Genomic DNA, 21,708 nt, shown 5'->3' on the forward strand with positions numbered 1-21,708 from the left:
ACAGCAGAGTAGTTCGATCAAGCGGGCTGAACCCTCACGTACCCCTCAGCGGTCGAACGTTGCCAGGAAGCGGTCACGGAAGGTCTCCATGGGGGCGGCCTGCGCCGTCGGTGCGGGTTTCAGGCCGGGCGTCCAGCCCCATCCGGCGACGCGGTCCAGCACCGCGGAGTCCCGGGTGATGATCGAGATCGGGACGTCCCGGCCGCCGTCCGGCCCGGTGACGACCGAGACGGGCTGGTGGTCCCCGAGCACCACGACGACGAGGTCGTCGTCGCCGAAGCGCTTGACCCAGTCGAGCACCGTCCGCAGCGAGTACTCGGTCGCGTGCACGTAGTCGTCCCGGACCGCGGCCGGGTCCCCGCCGAAGACCGAGTCGAAGCTGCGCCCGCCCCCGGCGTGGCCGTCGTAGACCGCGCCGTCGCCGATCGCGTCCCAGGGCAGCGTCGGCGGGACCGGGGTCCACGGGGCGTGGCTGGAGGTCAGCGCGATCTCGGCCATCAGCGGCCCGCGGTCGGTGCGCTGGTACTCGAGGCGGTTGAACGCCGACAGGGTGTACTGGTCCGGCATCGGCGACCAGCTGAACGACGGGCCGCGGTAGCCCAGGCCGTCGTCGGTGGAGGCGTGCACCCGCTGGTGGCCGTAGAAGGACGCCTCGGGCCAGGCCCGCGTCGTCCCGGGCATGACCGCGGTGGTCTCCCAGCCGGCGTCGCGGAACGCGCGGGGCAGGGTCAGCCGGTCCGAGGAGACGAGCTGGTCGTGGCGGCCCTCGTCGTCGATGCGGAGCCCGGAGAACAGCGTCGCGTGCGCCAGCCAGCTGCCGCCGCCGGTCACCGGTGAGCTGAGGAACCTGCTGCGGGAGGCGAACCCGGCGGCGCCCAGGCGGTCGTCGCCCTCGGCGAGGACCGGGTCGATCCTCGGCGCCATCGCCGGGTCCTCGACGGCGGACCGCCCGTAGCTCTCCACGACGGTGAACACGACGTCCTTGCCGCGCAGGGCGCCCAGCAGCCGGTCGCCGGGGACGTCGGCGTAGGCGTCGACGGCGGCCTCGTCGGCGAAGGCGGCCCGGTCGCGGAGCGCGGCGGGGAGATCGGCCGCCCGGTCGCGTACCTGCGCGACGCCGTCCGCCGCGGCCAGCGGGGCCCCGGGCACGAGCTGGCCGCCGACCCCGGCCCACAGCACGATCCACGCCGTGCCGAGCAGCGCCGCCGCCGACAGCGTGGCCGGCCGGTGCCGGGCCGCCAGGCGACCGAGCCGCAGCAGGGCGGCCGCCGCCGCGACCGGCAGTGCGAGCGCCGCCAGCACGGCCCCGGCCGCCGCGACGAGCGCGCCGGTCGGCCCGACGGTGCCCTGCAGGAACTCCTGTGCGTTGCGCAGCAGCACCCAGTCCGAGACCGGGTCGAACGGGCGGTCCAGTGCCTTCAGGAACCCGATGTCGAGGAGCTTGAACAGCCCGATCACGGCGACCGCCGCGCCGCCGGCGACGGCCACCGCCCGCCGCAGCCGCGCCGGCAGCACCGCGAGGACCACGCCGCCGGCGACGACCTCGATCGGCAGGCGCACGAACCCGAGCGGTTCGACCCCCTCCGGGACGCCCGGCAGCACCAGCACCCCGACGACGAGCGCGGCGCCCGCCCCGGTGAGCAGCCCGGACCCGGCGACCCACCAGCGGACCGGGTGTTCCGGGGCCACCCGCCACCGCCAGGCGACCGACGACGCGAACGACCACACGAGCGCGATCAGGGCGACCCCGATCGCCGGCCGCTCCACCATCGGCGGCCACACGCCGGCCGCCACGACGACCAGGACGACGCCCTGCAGCGCCGCCACCACCTTCGCCGAGCGCAGCTCCGGGAGCTCGCCGCGCAGCCAGGGCAGCACCCGGCCGGCGGCGGCGTAGGCGTAGCGCATCAGGCCGATCGCGAGCACCCACCAGGGGCCGGTCGTGACGGCGACGTGCACCGACAGCACCAGCAGCAGGAACGCGTCGGTCTCCATGTCGAACCGCGCACCGCACGCCGAGACGGTGCCGGTGCGCCGGGCGACCGGCCCGTCCACCGCGTCGAGGAGCAGCGCGACGCCGGCGAGCACGACCAGCGCGACGCCTGCCGTGCCGCCGCGCCCCACCAGCGCGGCCGCGCCGATCACGAGCACCCCGCGGGCGAGCGTCACCGCCCCCGCCGGACCGAACGTCGTCGTCCGCGTCCGGTGCGCCGCGCGGGCCAGCACAGCGACGGCCGCTACGCCGAGGACCGCCCCGGCGGTGACCCGGACGGCGCCGATCCCGGTGCCGGCGGCCAGCAGCGCGAGCAGGGCGGCGAGCAGCGCGGCGGCGCCGCCCAGCTGACGGAGGAGCGGGGCGACGGCCGCGAACCGGGGGGAGCGATGCAGCACGACCGGCAAGGATGCCCCAGCAACGGGTGGCGCAGCGCCATGCACCCGTGCGCGATGAAACGATTCCGCCGTTGCTCGGATGCGGGGCAGGGCCGAACGGCCGTGCGCACAGTCCTCGGCGTCGGAACCCCCGCGACGTCGACGGGATACCCGCGTCACCGTTCGCCGTGATGACGGGTCACGGCGGCGGGGGCAGCTCGAACTCGTCCGCGGGCGATCCGAGACCGCGCAGCGCGACGGCCCCGACCCGTCGCGCCGCGGGGGATCCGGCGATCCGGATCGCGGTGCGCTGCACCCGGAGCCCGGCCCGGGTACGCGGGTAGACGAACCCGAAGAGGCTGGTCGGCAGGGACTGCGCCCGCTCGACGTAGGGGCGCATGAGGCGTTCGTAGGCGGCGAAGGCGTCGCGGTGGTCGTGGCAGCGGGTCAGCTCCCCGGCGAGCACGTACGCGCCGACCAGGGCGAGGCTGGTGCTCATCCCGCTCACCGGCGACGAGCAGAACGCCGTGTCACCGATCAACGCGACCCGGCCGCGGCTCCAGCTGGGCAGCCGCATCTGCCCGACGGTGTCGAGCACGAACGGGGTGTCGTCGAGCACGGCCAGCACCCGGTCGATCTCCCAGCCGGCACCGGCGAAGGTGCGGCGCAGCACCGTCGCCTGGTCGGCGCGGTCGAGATCCTCCAGGCCCCGCACCGCCGAACGCAGGGCGAGCCCGGCCCGGAGGGTGCCGTGGTTGTCCGGGCGCAGCCACAGGACCCGGCTGCCGGTCGCGGCGTATACCCGCCACCAGTCGTCGTCGGCGGGGGTGCGCGGGATCGTCAGGTAGGCGATGTGCATGCCCAGCTCGCTGATCCGCGCTCCGGGCAGGACCAGTTTCCTGGTGTGCGACGAGAGGCCCTCGGCGAGGACGACGACGTCGAACTCCCGCTCGTCGCCGTGCGCGAACCCGACCCGGACGTGGGTACCGAGGTCGTCGAGGTCGGCGATCTGGTCGCCGTAGACGTACTCGACGCCCGCGCGGGTGTGCTCGACGAGCAGGTCGGCGAGGTCGCCGCGCAGTATCTCCAACTCCGCGGTGGCGCCGTCGGTGTCCCCGGTGCCCGCCCCGAACTCGGCGAGCCGGTGGCCGCCGTCGTCGACGAAGGCGATGCCGCGCTCACCGGTCCCCGCGGCGCGGACGGTCTCCTGGAGATCCATCCGGCGCAGCACCTCGCGGGCGGCGCCGCGGACGTCGATGTTCTGGCCGCCCTCGCGCACACCGTCGAACCGCTCGACGACGGTGACCGACCAGCCGTACCGGGTCAGCCACCAGGCCAGGGCGGGGCCGGCGATGCTCGCGCCGGAGATCAGGACGCGGTGTGGGCGCACGAGGACCCCTTCGCCGGTCCTCAGGCGGTGGACAGGAAGTCCAGCACGGCAGGGCCCGCGACGGACCGGTACTCGTCGAAGTAGGCGTGCCGGGCACCGTCGACCATTCTCAGTCGCGCACAGGGGATCCGCTCGGCGAGCACGGGGGCGTTCGCGGCGGGATTGAGCCGGTCGTCGGTGCCGTGCAGCACGAGGGTGGGGGCGGCGATCGCGCCCAGCAGCGTGGCGCCGTCGTGCCCGTCGCTGGCGCGCAGGTGCCCCCGCCGGGCGTTCGGCGCCATCGTCGGGTCGCCGAGGACGCGGTACGGGCCGCGACGGGTCGCCAGTCCGGCCGGGGTGTACATCAACTCCAGCAGTGCCTGCCGGGCCGCGGTCCGGTCGGACTGCGCCAGCTGCCGGCGCACCTCGGCGTCGCGCTCGACGCCGAGCCGGCCACCGGGCGAGGTGCACCCCAGGGCGAGACCACGGACCCGGTCCGGGTGGTGGGCGGCCAGGCACTGCGCGACCCGGCCGCCCATCGAGGTGCCGTAGACGTCGGCCCGGTCGACGCCGAGATCGTCGAGGACGGCGACGACGTCCCGGGCGAAGATCTCCGTGCTGTAGCCCTCGCGCGGGGAGTCGCTGCGGCCGGTGCCGCGGTAGTCGAGGGTGATGGTGGTGTGCGTGGCCTCGAAGTCGGCGCGCACGTCGTCCCACCAGTGGTGGTTGTTCGCCTGTCCGGCCAGCAGCACCAGGGGTGGGCCCTGGCCCGCGTGCTGGTGGGCGATCCGTACGCCGTCGGACGCCTCGCAGATCTGCTCGGACGGCACGTGTCGCGACCTCCTCGATCGTTCCGGGCGCCTTCCATCGTGCCGCCGGTGATCGCGGTGTGCGGATCGGGGGCGCTCCTGGAGACGACCGGTCCCTGCCGGGAGCTGGGACGTCAGGGCGCTGCGCGGCCGGCGCGCGTCGACCAGCACTGCACCCGGCGGACGAACAGTGCCGTCGCGGCCGCCGCGATGACGGCGAGCGCCACCGTGAACGCCGGGAAGAGGTAGGCGGCCTGCAGCCAGGTGACGTCACGACCGCGGAAGAGCGTGCGTACGACGGGAGCCATGGCCCCGAGCAGACCGACCGGAGCCAGGAGTGGGATCACGCGGAACGCGAACCCCCAGCGGCTACTGCGCCGTGCCGCCCACGTCGGCGCCCGACGGATCCCGGCGGCGGCCAGGGCGACGGCACCGGCCGACACCGCGGCGAGGGCGGCGTCGATCCCGGCGCCGGGGTCGGCCGGCGGCGGCGACGGCGTCCGGTCGGCCAGCGCGATGATCCGCCGGGCGATCTCGTGCGCGTCGCCGTGGGCCGCGCCGGTGTTCGCCAGGACCGCGACACCGATCCCCGCGTCCGGCAGCACCGCCTGGTGGGCGGTGGAGGTGAAGATGTCCCCGCCGTGCGAGACGCTCCGCTGCCCGCCCGGGGTCGTGCCGGTGTCCCAGCCGAGTCCGTAGCCGCCCGAGGCCGGTGACGGCGTGTGCATCGCGGTGATCGAGGCCGGGGAGACGACCGCGGGCCGGTGTCCGGACTGCGCGAGCAGCCACCCGGCCAGGTCGTGGGCGCTGCTCAGCACGCCCCCGGACCCTGTGCCGAACGCGGGCGGCTCCGGCAGTGCGACCGCCCGGCCCAGTACCCGCAGGTGTCCCCATGCCGACGGCGGCAGCTCGTCGGCGGTGGCGATCGTCCGGCTGTCCGTCATGCCCAGCGGCCCGAACACGTGGGTGTCGAGCCGGGTCGCGAACGGCTGCCCGCTCACGACCTCGACGATCCGGGCCGCGATCTGGACGTTGGGGTTGTAGTACTCCCAGGTGCTCCCGGGGTCGTGCTCCGGCGCGCGGCCGCGGAAGCTCGCGACGGAACCGGCGAGATCGTCGGGCTGCGGGCGGCTGAACTGCGGGAGGGTCGCGTCGGTCAGGCCGGAGGTCTGGTCGAGCAGCTGCCGGAGGGTGATCCTCGCCCAGCGCGGGTCGTCCGACCCGGCGTCCGGCAGGTGTGTCCGAAGAGGATCGTCGAGGCCCAGCCGGCCGTCCTCGACGAGCTGCAGGACGGCGAGCGCGGTGAACGACTTGCTGAGCGACGCCGTCGCCATCGTGGAGTGCGGGGTGACCGGCGCGCCGTCGGGGGAGTGCCCGTACCCGGCGACGTGCAGGATCTCCTCCCCGCGGGTGACCGCCACGGCGACCCCGGGCACGGCCACCGCCGCCCGGTACTCCTCGACGACCCGGTCGACCGCGGCCGGCGTGACGTCGGCGCCGGGTGCGACGGCGGCGGGCGGCGGAACGGGAGCGGGCAGCACGGACAGGGCGACGGCCAGGACCGCACCATGGAGAGTCGGCATCACCGGACGAGCATCGGTCGCGTCCTCGACCGGGGGATCGGACCACGGTCCGATCCCGGCGCGCGGTCTGTGGCCGGTGCCGTGTGCCGGAGAGTGGTGTCGCCACCAGGCGCGGGTGACCGGCTGATGTGCCACGGCGCGTCCTTGGCGACGCCCAACCGGACACCGTGCGAGTCGCGTCCCAGCTGTCGGTGTCGTGGGGCCTCGCCGCTCGTCGCTGATATGTGACCGGTGGTCGCTTATTACTAGAGGGGAACGTGTGTTCGATCGGAGAATCGGACACATGACCACCGCCTGGCAGGCCACCGACGAGGATCTCCTCCTCGGTCTGCGCGTTGCCCAGGAGAATGTGAACGAGGCGTTCGCGCAGATGGTGGAGCTGATCGGCGAGGCCCGTTCCCGCGGGCTGGCCGAGGCCACGGGCTATAAGGATCTGACGGATCTGTTGCGGTCGGTGCAGAACGTGTCCCGCTCCACCGCACGAGCCCGGGTGCGGGCGGCCGAGCAGCTGGCTCCGCGCCGGCAGGTGAGCGGGGAGGCGGTGGAGCCGGATCTGGCGGTGCTGGCCGCCGCGGTCGCCGAGGGCGCGTTGACCCCGGAGCACGTGCGCGAGATCCAGGCCGTGTGCGTTGCCGCCGCATGTCGACGAGCACCGCGCCCCGCTCGAGGTCGACCTGACCGAGCACGCCCGGAGCCTGGACCCCGACGCGGTGCGTCGGCTGGGTAAGCACGCCCTGGCGCTGCTCGATCCGGACGGCGCCCGCCCGCGCGAGCCCAGGCCCACCCGCAACGCGCTGACCCTACGCTCGCTGGGGGAGGGATTCGAGGCACGCGGCTTCTTCGACCGCGAGTCCGCCGCGATCCTCCGCAGCGCGCTCTCGCCGCTGAGTGCGCCGTGCCCGACCGTCCCGGCCGATGCTGACTGCTGCGCCGACGGCGAGCACACCGGGCACGAGCCCGGCGAACGCGACCCGCGCTCGACGGCGGAGCGCACCGCCGACGGGCTGGTCGAGCTGGCCCGGCGGATGCTCGCCACCGGCGCGCTCGGGACCGAGGCCGGTCAGGCGGTGCAGGTCACGGTCACCGTCCCGTTGGAGACCCTCGTGACGGGCGAGGGTGGGGCGCTGATCGGGTTCGGGGACGGGACGTTGCGGGCGGCGATCGATGCCGAGGCGGCGTTGCGGCTGGCCTGTGATGCGCGGATGGTGCCGATCGTGCTCGCCTCGACCGGGGAGCCGTTGTTCGTGGGCCGGGACAAGCGGTGCGCCAACCGGGCCCAGCGCCGGGCACTGGCCCAGCGCGACGGCGGCTGCGCGTTCCCCGGCTGCGACGCCCCGCCGCAGTGGTGTGTCGCCCACCACGTGCGGCACTGGGCCCACGGCGGCTGCACCGATCTCGACAACCTCGTCCTGCTGTGCTCGCAGCATCACACGCTGATCCACAAGGGCGACTGGGTGATCATGATGGACGGCGGGTTCCCGCTGTTCCATCCCCCGCCGTGGGTGCCGGGTGGGCCGCGGCGCAACATGCTGCAGCGCCCGGACCTGGTCGGGCGGATCCCGGCGCAACGACCACCACCACGGGTCGCCCAGCTCGTGAGCTGACCCGATGAACGGCTCGAGGTGTTCGACCGGCTTCGACAGACGCGGTCTAGCGTGATATTCGTGACAAGGCGCGGACCGTGGCCCCCGCCGGGGCTGGTGGCGGCCGATGCCGTCGCCGCCGCGGCCGTCGCCGCGTTCGCCCTGATCCGCAGCCCGGTCCTCACACCGTCGATCTGGGTCGCCGCCCTCGCGATTGCGGTCGTCCTCCCGTTCCGCCGCGTCCGGCCGGGCCTCGTCCTGGGTGCCGAGCTGAGCGCCGGGGCGTCGGCGGTGCTGATCGGCGTGCCGGGGGATCCGGTCGTGCTCGCGGTCGCCTTCGCCCTCTACCCGGTGGCACTGCACACGGAGTCGGTCCGTGGCTCGATCATCGCATTCGGTGTCTCGCTCGCCGCCGTGGTCCTGCCCGGTCTGGCCGTTCTCGTGGTGGGTGGGCTCCCGCTCGCGACCGGGATCCGGGAGGTTGGCGCCGCCACGACCGGCGCGGTGACGGTCGTGGTCTACAGCGCCGTCGTCCTCACCTCGGTGTGGGTGCTCGGCCGGCTCGTGCGGGGCCGGCGGGCCGACGCCGCGGCGCTGATCCGGATGCGCGAGCGTCAGGCGGTCACCGAGGAACGACTCCGCATCGCCCGCGACGTGCACGACATCGTCGGGCACAGCCTCGGCCTCATCACGATGAAGGCCGCGGTGACCGGGCACCTCGCGGACCGGCCCGAGGAGAGCCGCGCCGCGCTGGCGATGATCGAGCAGGTCGGCCGGGACGCGCTGACCGACGTGCGGACGGTCCTCGCCGATCTCCGGTCCGCGCCGGACGACCTGCCCGACCTCGCCGGCGTCGACGGTCTCGTCGAGGCGGCCGGGGCGGCCGGCCTGCGGGTGGACTACACCGCGCTCGTGGAGCGGGAGAGGGTGCCGGGCGGCCTGCAGGCGTCGGCGTACCGGATCGTGCAGGAGAGCCTGACGAACGCGCTCCGCTACGCCGAGCCGCGGCGGTGCTCGGTCACCGTCGCCTTCGACGACGGCGTCCTGCGGATCGACGTGGTCAACCCGTCCACCGGCCGGCGGGACCCGGCCCTACGCGGGCAGGGGATCATCGGCATGACCGAGCGCGCGGCGCTGCACGGCGGCGAGCTCACAGCCACTACCGGTGCGGACGGGGAGTTCGCCGTCGTCGCCACCATCCCCCTCGACGCGCGTCAGCATGACCCGTGACATCGCCGTCCTGCTGGCCGACGACGACGTCCGCTACCGGGCGACCATCCGCACGCTGCTCGACGCGACCGACGGGTTCCGGGTGCCGGCCGAGGCCGGGACCGGCGACGAGGCGGCCGCACTGGCGGTCGCGCACGACCCGGACGTCGTGCTGATGGACGTGCGGATGCCTGGCGGCGACGGGATCCGGGCGACGTCCGCGGTCGTCGGGTCCGGCTGCCGGGCGCGCGTCCTCATCCTCACGACCTTCGACCGGGACGAGTACGTCTACCGGGCGCTGCGCGCCGGCGCCGCGGGGTTCCTGGTCAAGGACACACCGCCGGCCCGGCTGCTCGACGGCATCGCAGTCGTCGCCGCCGGGGAGGCGCTCCTCGCACCGACGGTCACCCGACGGCTGATCGCCGAGTTCGGCCCGGCGGCGACGGCCCGGAGGCGACACGACCGGCTCCCGGGCGTGACCGGGCGGGAACGGGAGGTGCTCACGCTGGTCACGCGCGGGCTGTCCAACGCGGAGATCGAGGCGGCCCTGCACCTGAGCCGCGGCACGGTGAAGACCCACATCGGCCGGCTGCTGGCGAAGCTGCACGCCCGCGACCGGGCGCAGCTGGTCATCGCCGGCTACGAGGCGTGCCTCGTCGAGCCGTCCCGGTGAGCGCGCCCGGAAGGCCGAGGCGGGAGGGCGGCCCGCAGGAGCTGCCGCACGGCCGCGGACGATCGCCGCTCCCGCCGCGCGGTGACCGCCCGGAGGTGTTCGACGTCGAGACCGTCCGGGACGCCCAGGGTGAACCAGTCGTCCAGCAGGGTCGCGCTCATCTCGGGATGGAACTGCAGGCCGACGCTCGTGCCGAGCCGGAAGGCCTCGCAGCCGTCGTCGCTGGTGGCCAGGACGGTCGCCTCACCGGGCGGGACGAGCTGATCGGAGTTCCAGCAGAACCACGGCCCGGCCGGCAGCCCGCTCCCGGCGGCCGGACGGACGTCGCGCCAGCCGATGCGTGACCGGCCGAGCGGGCGGGTCGTGCCGCCGAGCGCCTCGGCCAGGAGCTGGGCGCCGAAGCAGATCGCCAGGACCGGGACCCCGCCGTCGTGCGCGCGGCGGAGGAAGCCGGTCTCGGCCGCCGCCCAGCCGCGGATGCGGTCACGGGGCCACGGCGCTCCCAGGGTGATGACCAGATCCCATGCCCGGGGCTCGGGGAACGCGACGTCGACGTCGGGGGAGTCGACACGATCGGCCGGCACCACGGTGAGCCAGGTGAGGTCGATGCCGCTGCTGCGCAGCACGGACTCCAGCAGGCCGAGGCCCGCGACGTGGTCGTGGCCGATCACCAGGGCCCGGCGTGTGGTCACCCGGCGAACGTACTGCGCTGTCGCCTTGACCATGCCGCCACGGCACGATGTCCAGTGGCGGTACGGAGAGGGGAGCACCATGGCCTGGGGCATCCGCGAGCTCGCCGACCTGGCCGGGGTCAGCCGGCGGGCGGTGCGCTACTACAACGACATCGGGCTGCTGGCGCAGCCGGAACGGCGGCCGAACGGCTACAAGCAGTACGACGCGACCCACCTCGCCCGGCTGCTCTGGATCAAGCGTCTGACCGACCTCGGCGTCACCGTGTCCCGGATCGCGGCGATGGAGACCGACGCCCCGGAGCAGGTCGTGCAGGCCGTCGACGCCGAGCTGGCCGCCACCATCGAGACGCTCCGCCGGACCCGCACCGAGCTCGGCCGGATGCTGCGCGACCGCACGCCGGCCGAGCTGCCGACCGGTTTCGCCCCGCCCGCCGCCGAGCGGGCCATGACGAAGGCCGACCGCTCGTTCGTGGTCGTCATGTCCCGGGTGCTCGGCCCCCGCCAGCGGCCGGCCTACACCGACATGATCGCGACGATGCCGCCCGACCCGGCCGCCGGTCAGTTCGCGACCCTGCCCGCCCACGCCGACGCCCGCACCCGCCGGGACCTCGCCGGACGGATGGCCGGCTACGTCCGGCAGATCCACCTCCGGCACCCCGCGCTGACCGACCTGCACACCGACGCACCCCTCGGGGCCCGGTTCGCCCGGCAGGCGCTCGCCGCGGCCAAGCGCGAGCTCTACAACCCGGCGCAGCGCGACGTCATGTCCGGTGTGGACATCGTGCTCGGACGGGCGCGGGCCTGACGGTCCGTCTCATGTACTGCCGGGCGTCCGGCGGGCGGCGATCGACCAGGCCAGCGCCTTCCGGAGCCCGGGCAGCTCGCGGTCGACGCGGTCGCTCACCGCGCGGGCCGCGGCCTCGTGCGCCCGGAGCTCCCGGCGCCAGAACACCGTGGCGACGTGGCCGTCCATCGCGAGCGCCGCCGGCGTCGCGTCGGCGAGCGGGACCACCGGCAGGGTCATCGGGGGTCTCCGGGCGGCAGCGGCGTCGCGGTGAACACGCCGTCGGGGTCGTAGGTGCGCTTGGCCGCGCGCAGCCGCGCGGCGTTGCCGCCGTAGGCGTGCTCGATCTGCTCGTGCCGGGTCGCGGCGAGGAAGTTCGGGTAGCCGCCGGGCAGCGCGTGCGGCGCCAGTGCCGCGTCGACCTCGTCGGCCCACTCGCGGTAGGGGCCGGCGTCCTCGTCGGGGCCGCGGCCGGCGGAGATCTCGACGACGACGTGCGAGTCGCGCAGCCCGAACGCGGTGTCGCCTGCCCCGACGCGGGCCGCCGCGCCGTGGAACTGGCGGAGCCCGATCCCCGCTCCGGGACCGGGCCGGGTGTCCGTGCAGCGCACCAGGACCTCGGCGACCTCCGGGGTCACCGCGGCGAGGCTCCGGGTCCGGATGTCCCATCCCATGCCGGCCGGGACGGCGGCGTCGAACTGCGCCAGCAGGTCCTGCTGGCCGGTCGGCGCGACCGTGCTCATGATCGGGGTGCCCAGGCCCCGCACCCGGTCCAGTGCCGCGTCCGCCCCCGCCGGGTCGCCGGACCACACCGGGACCGCGAGCAGCGCCGGGCCCACCTCGGGGACGACGGTCATCTCGATCAGCGAGGTCAGCCCGTCCTCCGGGTCGGCGAGCAGCGCGGCGTAGCGCTCCAGGACGGTCGCGGCCTCCGCGTACGGGAAGATCACCATCCCGCCGGTCAGGCCGCGGTCGCGGTGCAGCCGGATCCGCAGGCTCGTGACGACGCCGAAGTTCCCGCCACCGCCGCGCAGCGCCCACAGCAGCTCCGGGTCGTCGCCGGTCGAGACGACCCGCCCGTCGGCGAGCACGACCTCGGCACCGAGGATGTTGTCCGCGGCCAGACCCGCGGTCCCCAGCAGCGGGCCGTACCCGCCGCCGAGGGACAACCCCGCCATCCCGACGACGCCTGCGGTGCCGGTCGCGACGTTGCGCCCGGCCGGTGCCGCGGCCGCGACGACGTCGGCGGTCCGGCAGCCGCCGCCGGCCACCGCCACGTCCCCGGCGACCTGCACGCCGCGCAGCGCACCGAGGTCGATCACCAGCCCGTCGGTGCGCAGCGACCGCCCGGCCCAGTCGTGCCCGCCGCCGCGCACCGTCACGGCCACGCCGGCCGTTCGCGCCGCGGTGACCGCGGCGGCGACCCCGGCGGTGTCGTGGGGCCGCACGACCAGGGCCGGGCGGGTGGTCACGGCACCGTTCCAGAGGGTCGTCGCCTCGCCGTAGCCCGCCGAGCCGGGCCGGTGCAGGCGGTCGTCGCCCAGCGCGCCGGCCAGCCGCGCGGACAGCTCGTCGATCGTCGTCGCAGTGGTCATGGGTCTCCGTCCGGTCCGGGGCGGCCGGTCAGCCCGCGCAGCGGGCGTCGGCGGCGGGCAACGTCAGGGTGGTCAGGTACTCGGCGACGGCCCGGTTCACGCACTCGTTCGTCCCGGCGGCGGCGATGGTGTGCCCGTCGCCGTCGACGGTGAGCAGGGTGCCGCCGAGCATCTCGGACATCCGGGTCGCGCCGTCGTAGGGCGCGGTCGGGTCCCGGGTGAAGGAGATCGTCAGCGCCGGGGCGGAGGCGTCGATGCGCTCGGGCAGCGGGTAGGCCGGCTCCGGCTCGGCCGGCCAGGCCTCGCAGGCGTCCCGGGCACCACCGGTGCCGCGGCCCGGGTCGGCGAACGGTGTCGCGGCGTAGATCCGGGCCCGGAAGTCGGCGGCGTCCTCCTCCGACATCCGCGCCTCGTCCATGCAGGTGATCGCCAGGTTCGCGTCGGTCAGGTTGCTGCCCCGGCCGTCCGGCTCCCGTTCGGCGGCGAGCTGGACCATCTGCACGAACCGGGTGGGGTCACCGGCCTGCAGCTCGGTGAGCCCCTTGGTGATCGCGGGCCACCGCTCCGCGGCGTAGAGGCCCCACACGGTGGCGTTGATCGCGTCGCTGTAGCCGAACAGCTGCCCGTCGCCGTGCGGGATCGGCGCGTCCAGCAGCGGCCGGACGATCTCCTGGTAGCGCTGCACGGCCTGCGCCGGGTCGGTGCCGAGCACGCAGTCCGGCTGCGTCGCGCAGTCGGCGGCGAGGACGTCGAACGACTGCTGGAAACCGGTGTACTGGGCCAGCCGGCGCTCGTTGCCGGCCCGGGGGTCGATGGCGCCGTCGACGACCATCGCCCGCACGTTCTGCGGGAACGCCTCGGCGTAGAGGGCGGCGATCCGGGTCCCGTAGCTCTGGCCCAGGAAGTTCAGCTCCTCCTCGCCGAGTGCGGCACGCAGGACGTCCATGTCGCGCACCGTGTCCCGGGAACCGACGGTCGCCAGCGCCCGATCCCCGCCGGATCCCTGCGCGCACTGCTCGGCCAGCCGCTCGGCGTCGGCGGCGGTCCAGTCGCCCGCGGTGAAGAAGAACTCGGTCGTCGCGTCCCCGGCGAGGTACTGCTCGGGGGTGAAACACTCGATCGCCGGCGTCGACGCACCCACCCCGCGGGGGTCGAACCCGACCAGGTCGAACCGCTCGGTCACCGGGCTGCCGTCCAGCGCGGCCGCGGTCTGCAGCGCGAACGGCATCCCCTGGCCACCTGGGCCGCCGGAGTTGAGCAGCAGCGATCCCTGTGACTCGCCCCGGGCGGGGACCCGCAGCATCGCGACCTGGCCGGTCGGGCCGCCGGGCTCGTCGTAGTCCAGCGGGACCTCGAGGCGGGCGCACTCGATGCCCGGGCCGGCGTACGCGGTCTCCTCGGCGGCGGTGGTCGCGTACCCGTCGGCGCACGACCCGAAGGTCAGCTCCTGGTCGTGGAAGCGGGCGAGCCCGGCGGGCGGGGCGGCGGTCCCGCCGGTGGCGGGAGCGGGGTCGGGCTGGGCGCAGGCTCCGAGGACCAGCAGCAGCGGCAGAGCCGCGGTCAGCGGCCACGAACGACCGTGTCGGGGTGGAAGCACCGCGGGAGTGGACACCTGGACGCCACGGCACACTCCACTCGGAGCAGCGTGATCCGGGCCACGTCCCGGGTGGGCCGATCCGGCAAGCCGGCCGGACCGTCGGGTCCTGCGTGGACGGTGCTGGTCGGCCACACTGCGGAGGTGGGGGGAGGATCACCGGCGGGCCACGCGCCGCCGCGACCGGCCGATCTCCGCACGCCCACGGCGTTCCTGATCTGGCTGGCCCGGTCGCAGTGGCCGCGCATCCTGCGGGGGATGGTGTTCGGCAGCGCCTGGATGGTGTCGCTGGCGCTGCCGCCGTACCTGCTGTCCCGCGCGATCGACGACGGCCTGGGGCCGGGCGACAGCGCCGCGCTGCTGGGCTGGGCGGGCGCCCTGCTCGGCGCCGGCGGGCTCGTCGCGTTCCTCTCGATCGCCCGGCACCGCACGATGTCCCGGATCCGGATGGACGCCTCGTTCCGGACCGTGCGCGCCACCGTCCGGCACTGCGCCTACCTGGGCGCGTCGCTGCGTCGCCGGTCCGACACGGGGGAGGTCACCGCGGTCGGCATTGCCGACGTGCGGGTGGTGGCCCAGTCGTTGACGGTGACCGGACCCGGGCTCGGCGCGGTCGTCGCCTACGTCGTGGTGGCCGTCGTCCTGGTCGGCATCTCGCCGCCGCTGGCGCTGTTCGTGCTCGCCGGGGTACCGCTGCTCGCGGTCACCGTCGGTCCGCTGCTGCAGCGCATCGAGCGCACCGGCTCCGGCTACCGCGACGCCGAGGGCGTGCTCACCCGGCGGCTGGTCGACCTGCTCGCCGGGCTGCCGGTCCTGAACGGCGTGGGCGGGAAGCGGTTCCACCAGGACCGCTACGCGCGGCAGTCCCAGCACCTGGTGACCCTCGGCCATCACGTGGGGCGACCGGCGAGCTGGGTGGGTGCGCTGGCGACCGGACTGCCCGCGCTGCTGCTGGCCGCGGTCACCTGGCCGGCGGCACGGACCGCCGCGCAGGGCGGGATCACCGTCGGCGAGCTGGTCGCGGTGTACGGGTACCTGGCGATGCTGGTGGTGCCGGTCGCGGCGCTGATCGAGGGTGCCGGCGACATCGCCCGTGGCCTGGTCTCCGCGACGCGGGTGGTGCGGCTGCTGCGGCTGGAGCCGGATCGCCGCGCCGGCCCCGCCCCCGTCCCGATCCCGGACGACGGGCCGCTGGCCGACCCCGCCTCCGGGGTCGTGATCGGGCCCGGTGCACTGACCGCACTGGTCGGCGACGACCCGGCCGCCGTGATCGCCGTCGTCGACCGGCTGGGCGGGCTGGGCCGGACCGACGCGACCTGGGCCGGTGTCCGGCTGGACGCGCTGGACCCGGCCGGGGTGCGCGAGCGGGTGCTGGTCGCCGACCACGACGCCGCCCTGTTCGCCGGCACCGTCCGCGAGGCCGTCGCCGGCCGGCACCGGGCCGACGACGACCGGATCCGGGCCGCCGTGCACACCGCCGCGGCCGACGACGTCGTCGCGGCCCTGCCCGGCGGGCTGGACGCCCGGCTCGTCCCCGGCGCCACGACGCTGTCCGGCGGGCAGCGCCAGCGGCTGCGGCTGGCCCGTGCGGTGTACGCCGACCCGCAGACCCTGCTGGCGGTCGAGCCCACGTCCGCTGTGGACGCCACCACCGAGGCGGCGATCGCCGACCGGTTGCGGGTGCACCGCGCGGGCCGCACCACGGTCGTCGTCACCTCGTCGCCGCTGCTGCTCGACCGGGCCGACCGGGTCGTGTTCGTCGCCGGCGGGGTCGCCGTCGCGTGCGGGACGCACCGCGAGCTGTCGGCGGGGGAGCCCGGCTACCGCGCGGTGGTCGCGCGGAACACCGGGACCACGCCGTGAGCGCCGGTACCAGGGACCGGATCCTCCCGGTGGCCGGCTCCGCGCGACTGCGGGCGGCGGTGCTCGGTGAGCTGGCGGCCGACCGGCCCGCGGTGGCCGCGATGCTCGCGCTGAACGCGGCGGCGGCCGGGGCCGGGCTGGTCGGGCCGTGGCTGCTCGGCCGGATCGTCGACGTCGTCGCGGACGGGACCGACCCGGATCCACTGCGGACGATCGACCGGCTCGCGCTGGTCGTCGTGCTGAGCACGCTGGTCCAGATCGTGCTGTCCCGGATCGCGCTCGGGGTGGGCTACCGGTTCGGCGAGCGCAGCGCGGCCCGGATCCGGGAACGCCTGCTCGACCGGGCCCTGGCGCTGCCACCGGCCGTCGTCGAGGCCGCCGACCCCGCCGATCTGATCTCCCGGGGCAGCACCGACGCGGGAGTGGTCGCGTCCGCCCTGCGTCGTGCGGTGCCCGAGGTCGCGGTGGCCGTCGTCCAGGTGGTGTTCCTGGTGGCCGCGGTGCTGGTGCTCGACCCGCTGCTCGGCGCGTGCGGGCTGCTGTGCCTGGCCGGGCTGGGGGTCTCGCTGCGCTGGTACCTGCGCCGCGCGCGCTCGGCCTACCTGCACGAGGCCCACACCGGGGCCGCGCTGGCCGGCACCGTCACCGACACCGCGCGCGGCGCCCGCACGGTCGAGGCGCTGGCCCTGGACCACGAACGGGCCGCGGCCGCCGAGACGGCGATCGGTGCCGCCCGGTCCGCCCGGCTGCGGACGCTGTCCCTGCGCAGCGTGCTGTTCCCGTCGGTGGACGTCGCGCTGGCGCTGCCCGTCGTCGGCGTGCTGCTGGCCGGTGCGGCGCTCGGCCGGGCCGGCCTGGTCACCCTGGGCACGGTGGTCGCCGCCACCGTCTACCTGCGACAGCTCGCGACCCCGCTGGACACCGTCATGATCTGGGTCGAGCAGCTCCAGGGCGCCGCCGCGTCACTGGCCAGGCTGGAAGGCCTGGCCGAGGTCCGGGTCCCGACCGCGGCGACGGCCGGGACGCCCCGCGACGACCGCATCGAGGTGCGCGAGGTCCACCACGCCTACGGAGGCGGGCCGGACGTGCTGCACGGCATCGACCTGGTGATCCGGCCCGGCGAGCGGCTCGCCGTCGTCGGTGCCTCCGGGGCGGGCAAGTCCACCCTGGGCCGGCTGCTGGCCGGGCTGGACCGGCCGCGTACCGGCGCGGTCACCGTCGGCGGGGTGCCGGTGGCGGACCTGCCGCCGGACCGGCTGCGCGCCCAGGTCGTGCTCGTCACCCAGGACCACCACGTCTTCGCCGACACGCTGCGCGACAACCTGCGCCTCGCCCGCCCGGACGCGGACGACGACGAGCTGGTCCGGGCCCTGGACGCGGTCGGCGCGCACCGGGTCGCCGACCTGCCCGACGGCCTGGACACCGTGCTCGGCCGGGAGATCCCACTCGACGGGGCACGCGCCCAGCAGCTCGCGCTGGCCCGGGTGGTGCTGGCCGACCCGCACACCCTGGTTCTGGACGAGGCGACCGCGCTGCTGGACCCGAGGACCGCGCGCGGCACCGAGCGGGCGCTCGCGTCGGTGCTCGCCGGGCGCACGGTCGTCGCGATCGCGCACCGGCTGCAGACCGCGCGCGACGCCGACCGGATCGCCGTCCTCGACGAGGGGCGGCTGGTGGAGCTGGGGACGCACGACGAGTTGCTGGCCGCCGGGGGTGCCTACGCGCGGTCGTGGCGGTCGTGGAGCTCCGGGTGACCTCAGGGACCGTCGACCGGCGCGGGCCGCCGGACGGTCCCGAGCGCGGCGCGCGCTCGCCGGAGGCGCTCGATGGTGGAGACGAGCTGGCCGTCGAGCGCACTCAGGGCCTGCGGGGACGGGTCGCGCTCGCCCATCGCACCGATCTCGACCAGGGAGAACCCGAGATCGCTGAGATGCCGGATCCGGCGCAGCCGGGCCAGATGGGCGACGTCCTACCGCTTGTAGCCGTTGGCCCGGCGTGCGGGCTCGTCGAGCAGTCCGACCTCGTGGTAGTGCCGTACCGCCCGCACCGTCGTGCCGGCGAGCTCGGCGAGCTGGCGGGTGCTCCACGCCACGGTCCTCTCCTCCTCGTCGTCGTGTGGTCTCCGGTCGCCGGTCCGGCGGGCGGCACGGCGCTCCGCCGCGGACAGGCCGCCCCAGACGCCGTGGCGCTCCCCGTTGACCAGCGCGTCGGTGGCGCACTGCGGCCGGACCGGACAGCGGGCGCAGACGGCCTTCGCGGCCTGCTCGCGGCGGTGACGCGCCGTGCCGTGCTCGCCCTCGGGCGGGAAGAACACACCGCTGTCCATGTCGCGGCAGAGCGCCCGGTGCCGCCACGTCCAGTGCGACACGGAGACGGTTCGTCGTCCTGTCATGTGATCAGCCTCGTGCCGGCGACGGTGCCGTCGCGTCCGTGAAGGCCCCGGATACCCCGCCCCGGCGCGGCGTCCCGCGGTCCGGGGGGCGGAGCCCCGTGGCCGGGCCGGCGCCGCGGTCGCGACCGGCCGACACGCTGCGACGACCTCGGTGTGCGGTCCGCCGGCGGTCCCGGCCGGGAGGTGCGGACCCGGCCTGGTTCGTCCACTTCGCATCCGTAAGACTCACGTAGTCCGGATCGAACCGGCTCGGCCGGACCGAGGAGTCGATGTGGCGGAACTGGTGGGCCGACGTGCCGAGCGGGCGGCTGTCGAACAGCTGCTCGCCGAGGCACGGTCCGGGCGCAGCGGGGTGCTGGTAGTGCGTGGGGAAGCGGGCATCGGCAAGTCCGCGCTGTTGCAGCACGCACGCACGGTCGCGGCGTCCTCGGGGTTCCGGGTGGAGGGTTCCGTCGGTACGGAGGCCGAGACGCAGTTCGCGTTCGCCGGCGTGCACCAGCTGTGCGCGACGGTGCTCGACCGGGCTGCTGCGCTGCCCGCACCGCAGCAGGACGCGTTGGGCGTGGCGTTCGGGTCGCGCAGCGGTGCGGTGCCGGAGCGGTTCCTGGTCGGACTGGCCGTCCTGAACCTGCTGGCCGAGGTCGCGGAGGACCGGCCGTTGCTCTGCCTGTTCGACGACGCCCAATGGCTGGACCGGGCGTCCGCGGAGATCCTCTCGTTCGTGGCGCGGCGGGTGGCCGGCGAGCGGGTGGTGCTGCTGTTCGCGCTGCGCGACCTCGACGAGGGTGGCACCCACCCCGTCGACGGGTTGCCGGAGCTGCAGCTGGCCGGACTCGGGGACGTCGAGGCGCGGGCGGTGATGGCCGCCGCGCTGCGCACCCCGCTGGACGACGGCGTGCGCGACCGCATCGTCGCCGAGGCGCGCGGCAACCCGCTCGCGCTGCTGGAGCTACCACGGGTGGCGGAACCGGCACGGCTGGCCGGTGGGTTCGCGGGGCCGGACCTGCTCGGGGTGCCACGCCGCGTCGAGGAGGAGTTCTCCCGGCGTTCGGGCAGCCTGCCGGCCGGGACGCAGACGCTGCTGATGATCGCCGCGGCGGAGCCGACCGGCGAGGCGGCGCTGCTGTGGCGTGCGGCCGGGATGCTGGGCATCGACGACGACGCGGCCGCGCCCGCGGAGGCCGCCCGGCTGGTGGAGATCGGCAGCCGGGTGCGGTTCCGGCATCCGCTGGTGCGCTCCGCGGTGTACCGGGCCGCCGGTCCCGCCGATCGTCGTCGTGTGCACGCCGCGCTGGCCGAGGCCACCGACCCGCGCTCGGATCCCGACCGCCGGGCGTGGCACCGGGCGAAGGCGGCGCAGGGCAGCGACGAGGAGGTCGCGGCCGAGCTGGAACGGTCGGCCGACCGGGCTCGCGCCCGGGGTGGCCTGGCGGCCGCCGCCTGGTTCCTGGAGCGTGCCACCGAGCTGACCCCCGAGCCCGCCCGCCGGACGGAACGGGCGCTGGAGGCCGCGCACGTCATGCACGAGTCCGGCGCATCGGAGGTGGCGCTCGCCCTGCTGGCGGTCGCGGCCGACGGTCCGTCCGACGCGCGGCAGCGGGCCCGGCTCGACCTGCTGCACGCCCGGATCGCGTTCCACCGGGCACGCGGCAGCGACGTGCCGGCGATGCTGCTGCGGGCCGCCGGGACGCTCGCCCCGCTCGACCCCGCGCTGGCTCGGGAGACCTACCTGCACGCGCTCGACGCGGCGATCATCATCGGCCCGGCCGGGGACGGCCCGGGAGTGCTCCGGATCGCCGAGGCCGCCGCGGCCGCACCCGCGCCGCCCGGCCCACCCGAGGCGGTCGATCTGCTGCTCGACGCGCTGGTGACGGCCTACACCCGGGGATACGAGGCGGCCGTTCCCGGTCTGCGGCGGGCGGTGCTCGGGTTCCGGGAACGGAACCTCGCCGTGGAGGTCCCGTGTGATCACGCCAACCACCGCTTCCTGTGGATGGGCTGCCGGGCGGCCGTGGCCCTGTTCGACGACGAGCTCGTCCACGAGCTGGCCACCCGCAACCTCCGGCTGCTGCGCGAGATCGGTGCGCTGGCCGCGCTCCCCGCGGCGCTGCTGTTCCGGTCGATGGAGCTCGTGCTGACCGGGGACCTCGCCGAGGCCGCGGAGCTGGCCGACGAGCAGACCGTGATCGCGCGGGCGATCGGGTTCGTCCCGCTGCGCCACGACCGGCTCTTCCTGGCCGCCTGGCGCGGTGACCGGTCCGAGACCGTGCGGCTGTACGAGGCCACGGTCGAGACCGCGCACGGGCGGGAGGCGGGTACCGAGGTCGCGCTGGCCTCCTACACGCTCGCGGTGCTCGAGAACGGGCTCGGGAACTACGCGGCCGCGGTGGACGCCGCGGAACGGGCCTGCGGGTCCGAGGACCTGGCGCACAGCAGCCTGGCGCTGCCCGAGCTCGTCGAGGCGGCCGTCCGCGCCGGCCGGGCGGAACGAGCCGCCGAGGCCGTGGAACGGCTCGGCGCACGCGCGGACGCCAGTGGTACGTCCTGGGCGCTGGGGCTCGAAGCGCGCTCCCGGGCGCTGACCACGCCCGGTCCGGAGGCCGAGAAGTACTACCGCGGGGCGATCGAGCTGCTCGGCGGGTGCCGGATGGCGACCCACCTCGCCCGCACCCATCTCGTCTACGGGGAGTGGCTGCGCCGCAACGGCCGTCGCCAGGACGCCCGCGAACAGCTCCAGCACGCCCACGAGCAGCTCGCGGCGATGGGGGCCGAGGCGTTCGCCGCGCGCGCCGCCCGCGAGCTGCGCGCGACGGGGGAGCACCCACGCAGGCGTACCGCCCGGCCGACCGACACGCTCACCGCCCAGGAACTGCACATCGCGCGGCTCGTGTCGACCGGGGCGACCACCCCGGAGATCGCCTCGCAGCTGTTCCTGAGCCCGCGCACGATCGAGACCCACCTGCGCAACATCTTCCGCAAGCTGGGCATCACCTCCCGCCGGCAGCTCAGGGAGCTGTACGCCGGCTGACCCCGGCGGCCCCCGGGCACGCACGTCGCCCGCGCCGGGGATCTACGTGAGTTCCACCGAGGCGAAGCGACCGATGCCGGCACGACCCTGAGAACACGGATGGGCCGGACCGTGCCGGATGCCGGGCCCCGGGGTCGGAGCACGTCCGCACCCGGGTGGCCGTC

General features: G+C 75.6%; 18 protein-coding genes. 8 read left to right on the forward strand and 10 right to left on the reverse strand.

Annotated features, from left to right (window positions below; all coding sequences use genetic code 11):
• Positions 1-45: 45 nt before the first annotated feature.
• The 4 genes from WIS52_RS24455 to WIS52_RS24470 all read right to left on the reverse strand — a co-directional run bounded on the left by WIS52_RS24455 (position 46) and on the right by WIS52_RS24470 (position 6,131).
• Positions 46-2,391: a CDP-alcohol phosphatidyltransferase family protein gene (locus WIS52_RS24455; RefSeq protein ID WP_349300702.1), complete on the reverse strand. Its 2,346-nt coding sequence runs from the start codon at positions 2,389-2,391 to the stop codon at positions 46-48.
• A 178-nt stretch (positions 2,392-2,569) separates the two neighbouring features.
• Positions 2,570-3,760 (reverse strand): FAD-dependent monooxygenase, encoded by a 1,191-nt coding sequence (locus WIS52_RS24460; protein WP_349300703.1) that lies wholly within the window; start codon positions 3,758-3,760, stop codon positions 2,570-2,572.
• A gap of 20 nt (positions 3,761-3,780) precedes the next feature.
• Positions 3,781-4,569, reverse strand: coding sequence for an alpha/beta fold hydrolase (locus tag WIS52_RS24465; protein ID WP_349300704.1), 789 nt, complete (start codon positions 4,567-4,569; stop codon positions 3,781-3,783).
• Positions 4,570-4,682: 113 nt separating this feature from the next.
• The gene (locus WIS52_RS24470; RefSeq protein ID WP_349300705.1) at positions 4,683-6,131 is read right to left on the reverse strand and encodes a serine hydrolase domain-containing protein; all 1,449 of its coding nucleotides are present in this window, start codon (positions 6,129-6,131) and stop codon (positions 4,683-4,685) included.
• A gap of 283 nt (positions 6,132-6,414) precedes the next feature.
• Between WIS52_RS24470 and WIS52_RS24475 the strand changes: the two genes are divergently transcribed.
• From WIS52_RS24475 to WIS52_RS24490, 4 genes are read left to right on the forward strand one after another with little or no spacing between them, the layout of a single operon-like run.
• Positions 6,415-6,858 (forward strand): DUF222 domain-containing protein, encoded by a 444-nt coding sequence (locus tag WIS52_RS24475; protein ID WP_349300706.1) that lies wholly within the window; start codon positions 6,415-6,417, stop codon positions 6,856-6,858.
• A complete protein-coding gene (locus WIS52_RS24480) occupies positions 6,761-7,735 on the forward strand; it encodes an HNH endonuclease signature motif containing protein (RefSeq protein ID WP_349300707.1) in 975 nt (324 codons plus the stop codon). Before WIS52_RS24475 ends, WIS52_RS24480 begins: the two co-directional genes overlap by 98 nt.
• Positions 7,736-7,795: 60 nt before the next feature.
• Positions 7,796-8,944 carry a sensor histidine kinase gene (locus tag WIS52_RS24485; RefSeq protein ID WP_349300708.1) on the forward strand — a complete coding sequence of 383 codons (1,149 nt, stop codon included), beginning with the start codon at positions 7,796-7,798 and terminating at the stop codon, positions 8,942-8,944.
• Positions 8,934-9,596: a response regulator transcription factor gene (locus WIS52_RS24490; protein WP_349300709.1), complete on the forward strand. Its 663-nt coding sequence runs from the start codon at positions 8,934-8,936 to the stop codon at positions 9,594-9,596. The genes WIS52_RS24485 and WIS52_RS24490 overlap by 11 nt, the downstream gene beginning before the upstream one ends.
• Here the strand turns inward: WIS52_RS24490 and WIS52_RS24495 are convergent.
• Positions 9,563-10,288, reverse strand: a complete 726-nt coding sequence (locus WIS52_RS24495; protein WP_349300710.1) for a type 1 glutamine amidotransferase — start codon at positions 10,286-10,288, stop codon at positions 9,563-9,565. The genes WIS52_RS24490 and WIS52_RS24495 overlap by 34 nt on opposite strands.
• A gap of 79 nt (positions 10,289-10,367) precedes the next feature.
• Here WIS52_RS24495 and WIS52_RS24500 point away from each other — a divergent pair, with 79 nt between their 5' ends.
• Entirely contained in the window at positions 10,368-11,093 is a 726-nt protein-coding gene (locus WIS52_RS24500; protein WP_349300711.1) for a helix-turn-helix domain-containing protein, read from the forward strand.
• A 9-nt stretch (positions 11,094-11,102) separates the two neighbouring features.
• Here the strand turns inward: WIS52_RS24500 and WIS52_RS24505 are convergent, their stop codons facing one another.
• From WIS52_RS24505 to WIS52_RS24515, 3 genes are read right to left on the reverse strand one after another with little or no spacing between them, the layout of a single operon-like run.
• The gene (locus WIS52_RS24505; RefSeq protein WP_349300712.1) at positions 11,103-11,312 is read right to left on the reverse strand and encodes a hypothetical protein; all 210 of its coding nucleotides are present in this window, start codon (positions 11,310-11,312) and stop codon (positions 11,103-11,105) included.
• A complete protein-coding gene (locus WIS52_RS24510) occupies positions 11,309-12,667 on the reverse strand; it encodes an FAD-binding oxidoreductase (RefSeq protein ID WP_349300713.1) in 1,359 nt (452 codons plus the stop codon). Before WIS52_RS24510 ends, WIS52_RS24505 begins: the two co-directional genes overlap by 4 nt.
• A 28-nt stretch (positions 12,668-12,695) precedes the next feature.
• On the reverse strand, positions 12,696-14,264 hold the full coding sequence (locus WIS52_RS24515) for an alpha/beta hydrolase (RefSeq protein WP_349300714.1): 1,569 nt from the start codon (positions 14,262-14,264) through the stop codon (positions 12,696-12,698).
• A gap of 141 nt (positions 14,265-14,405) precedes the next feature.
• On the opposite strand from WIS52_RS24515, the gene WIS52_RS24520 reads away from it, so the two are divergent.
• Together WIS52_RS24520 and WIS52_RS24525 are read left to right on the forward strand one after the other, a co-directional pair.
• A complete protein-coding gene (locus WIS52_RS24520) occupies positions 14,406-16,124 on the forward strand; it encodes an ABC transporter ATP-binding protein (RefSeq protein ID WP_349300715.1) in 1,719 nt (572 codons plus the stop codon).
• Complete coding sequence (locus WIS52_RS24525; protein WP_349300716.1) at positions 16,121-17,878, forward strand: ABC transporter ATP-binding protein; 1,758 nt, start codon at positions 16,121-16,123, stop codon at positions 17,876-17,878. Before WIS52_RS24520 ends, WIS52_RS24525 begins: the two co-directional genes overlap by 4 nt.
• Positions 17,879-17,880: 2 nt before the next feature.
• Here WIS52_RS24525 and WIS52_RS24530 read toward each other — a convergent pair whose 3' ends face one another.
• On the reverse strand, positions 17,881-18,015 hold the full coding sequence (locus tag WIS52_RS24530; RefSeq protein WP_349300717.1) for a hypothetical protein: 135 nt from the start codon (positions 18,013-18,015) through the stop codon (positions 17,881-17,883).
• Between the two features lie 78 nt (positions 18,016-18,093).
• Positions 18,094-18,516: a WhiB family transcriptional regulator gene (locus tag WIS52_RS24535; protein WP_349300718.1), complete on the reverse strand. Its 423-nt coding sequence runs from the start codon at positions 18,514-18,516 to the stop codon at positions 18,094-18,096.
• A 271-nt stretch (positions 18,517-18,787) separates the two neighbouring features.
• Here WIS52_RS24535 and WIS52_RS24540 point away from each other — a divergent pair, with 271 nt between their 5' ends.
• Entirely contained in the window at positions 18,788-21,544 is a 2,757-nt protein-coding gene (locus WIS52_RS24540) for a helix-turn-helix transcriptional regulator (protein WP_349300719.1), read from the forward strand.
• Positions 21,545-21,708 lie beyond the last annotated feature (164 nt).

Source organism: Pseudonocardia nematodicida (assembly GCF_040105385.1).
In the GTDB taxonomy this organism is placed as follows: domain Bacteria; phylum Actinomycetota; class Actinomycetes; order Mycobacteriales; family Pseudonocardiaceae; genus Pseudonocardia; species Pseudonocardia nematodicida.

Coding starts and splice junctions, on each gene's coding strand:
- WIS52_RS24475 (WP_349300706.1), top strand. CDS start 6,415: ATGACCACCGCCTGGCAGGCCACCGACGAGGATCTCCTCCTCGGTCTG.
- WIS52_RS24490 (WP_349300709.1), top strand. CDS start 8,934: ATGACCCGTGACATCGCCGTCCTGCTGGCCGACGACGACGTCCGCTAC.
- WIS52_RS24510 (WP_349300713.1), bottom strand. CDS start 12,667: ATGACCACTGCGACGACGATCGACGAGCTGTCCGCGCGGCTGGCCGGC.
- WIS52_RS24505 (WP_349300712.1), bottom strand. CDS start 11,312: ATGACCCTGCCGGTGGTCCCGCTCGCCGACGCGACGCCGGCGGCGCTC.
- WIS52_RS24535 (WP_349300718.1), bottom strand. CDS start 18,516: ATGACAGGACGACGAACCGTCTCCGTGTCGCACTGGACGTGGCGGCAC.
- WIS52_RS24470 (WP_349300705.1), bottom strand. CDS start 6,131: ATGCCGACTCTCCATGGTGCGGTCCTGGCCGTCGCCCTGTCCGTGCTG.
- WIS52_RS24500 (WP_349300711.1), top strand. CDS start 10,368: ATGGCCTGGGGCATCCGCGAGCTCGCCGACCTGGCCGGGGTCAGCCGG.
- WIS52_RS24530 (WP_349300717.1), bottom strand. CDS start 18,015: ATGGGCGAGCGCGACCCGTCCCCGCAGGCCCTGAGTGCGCTCGACGGC.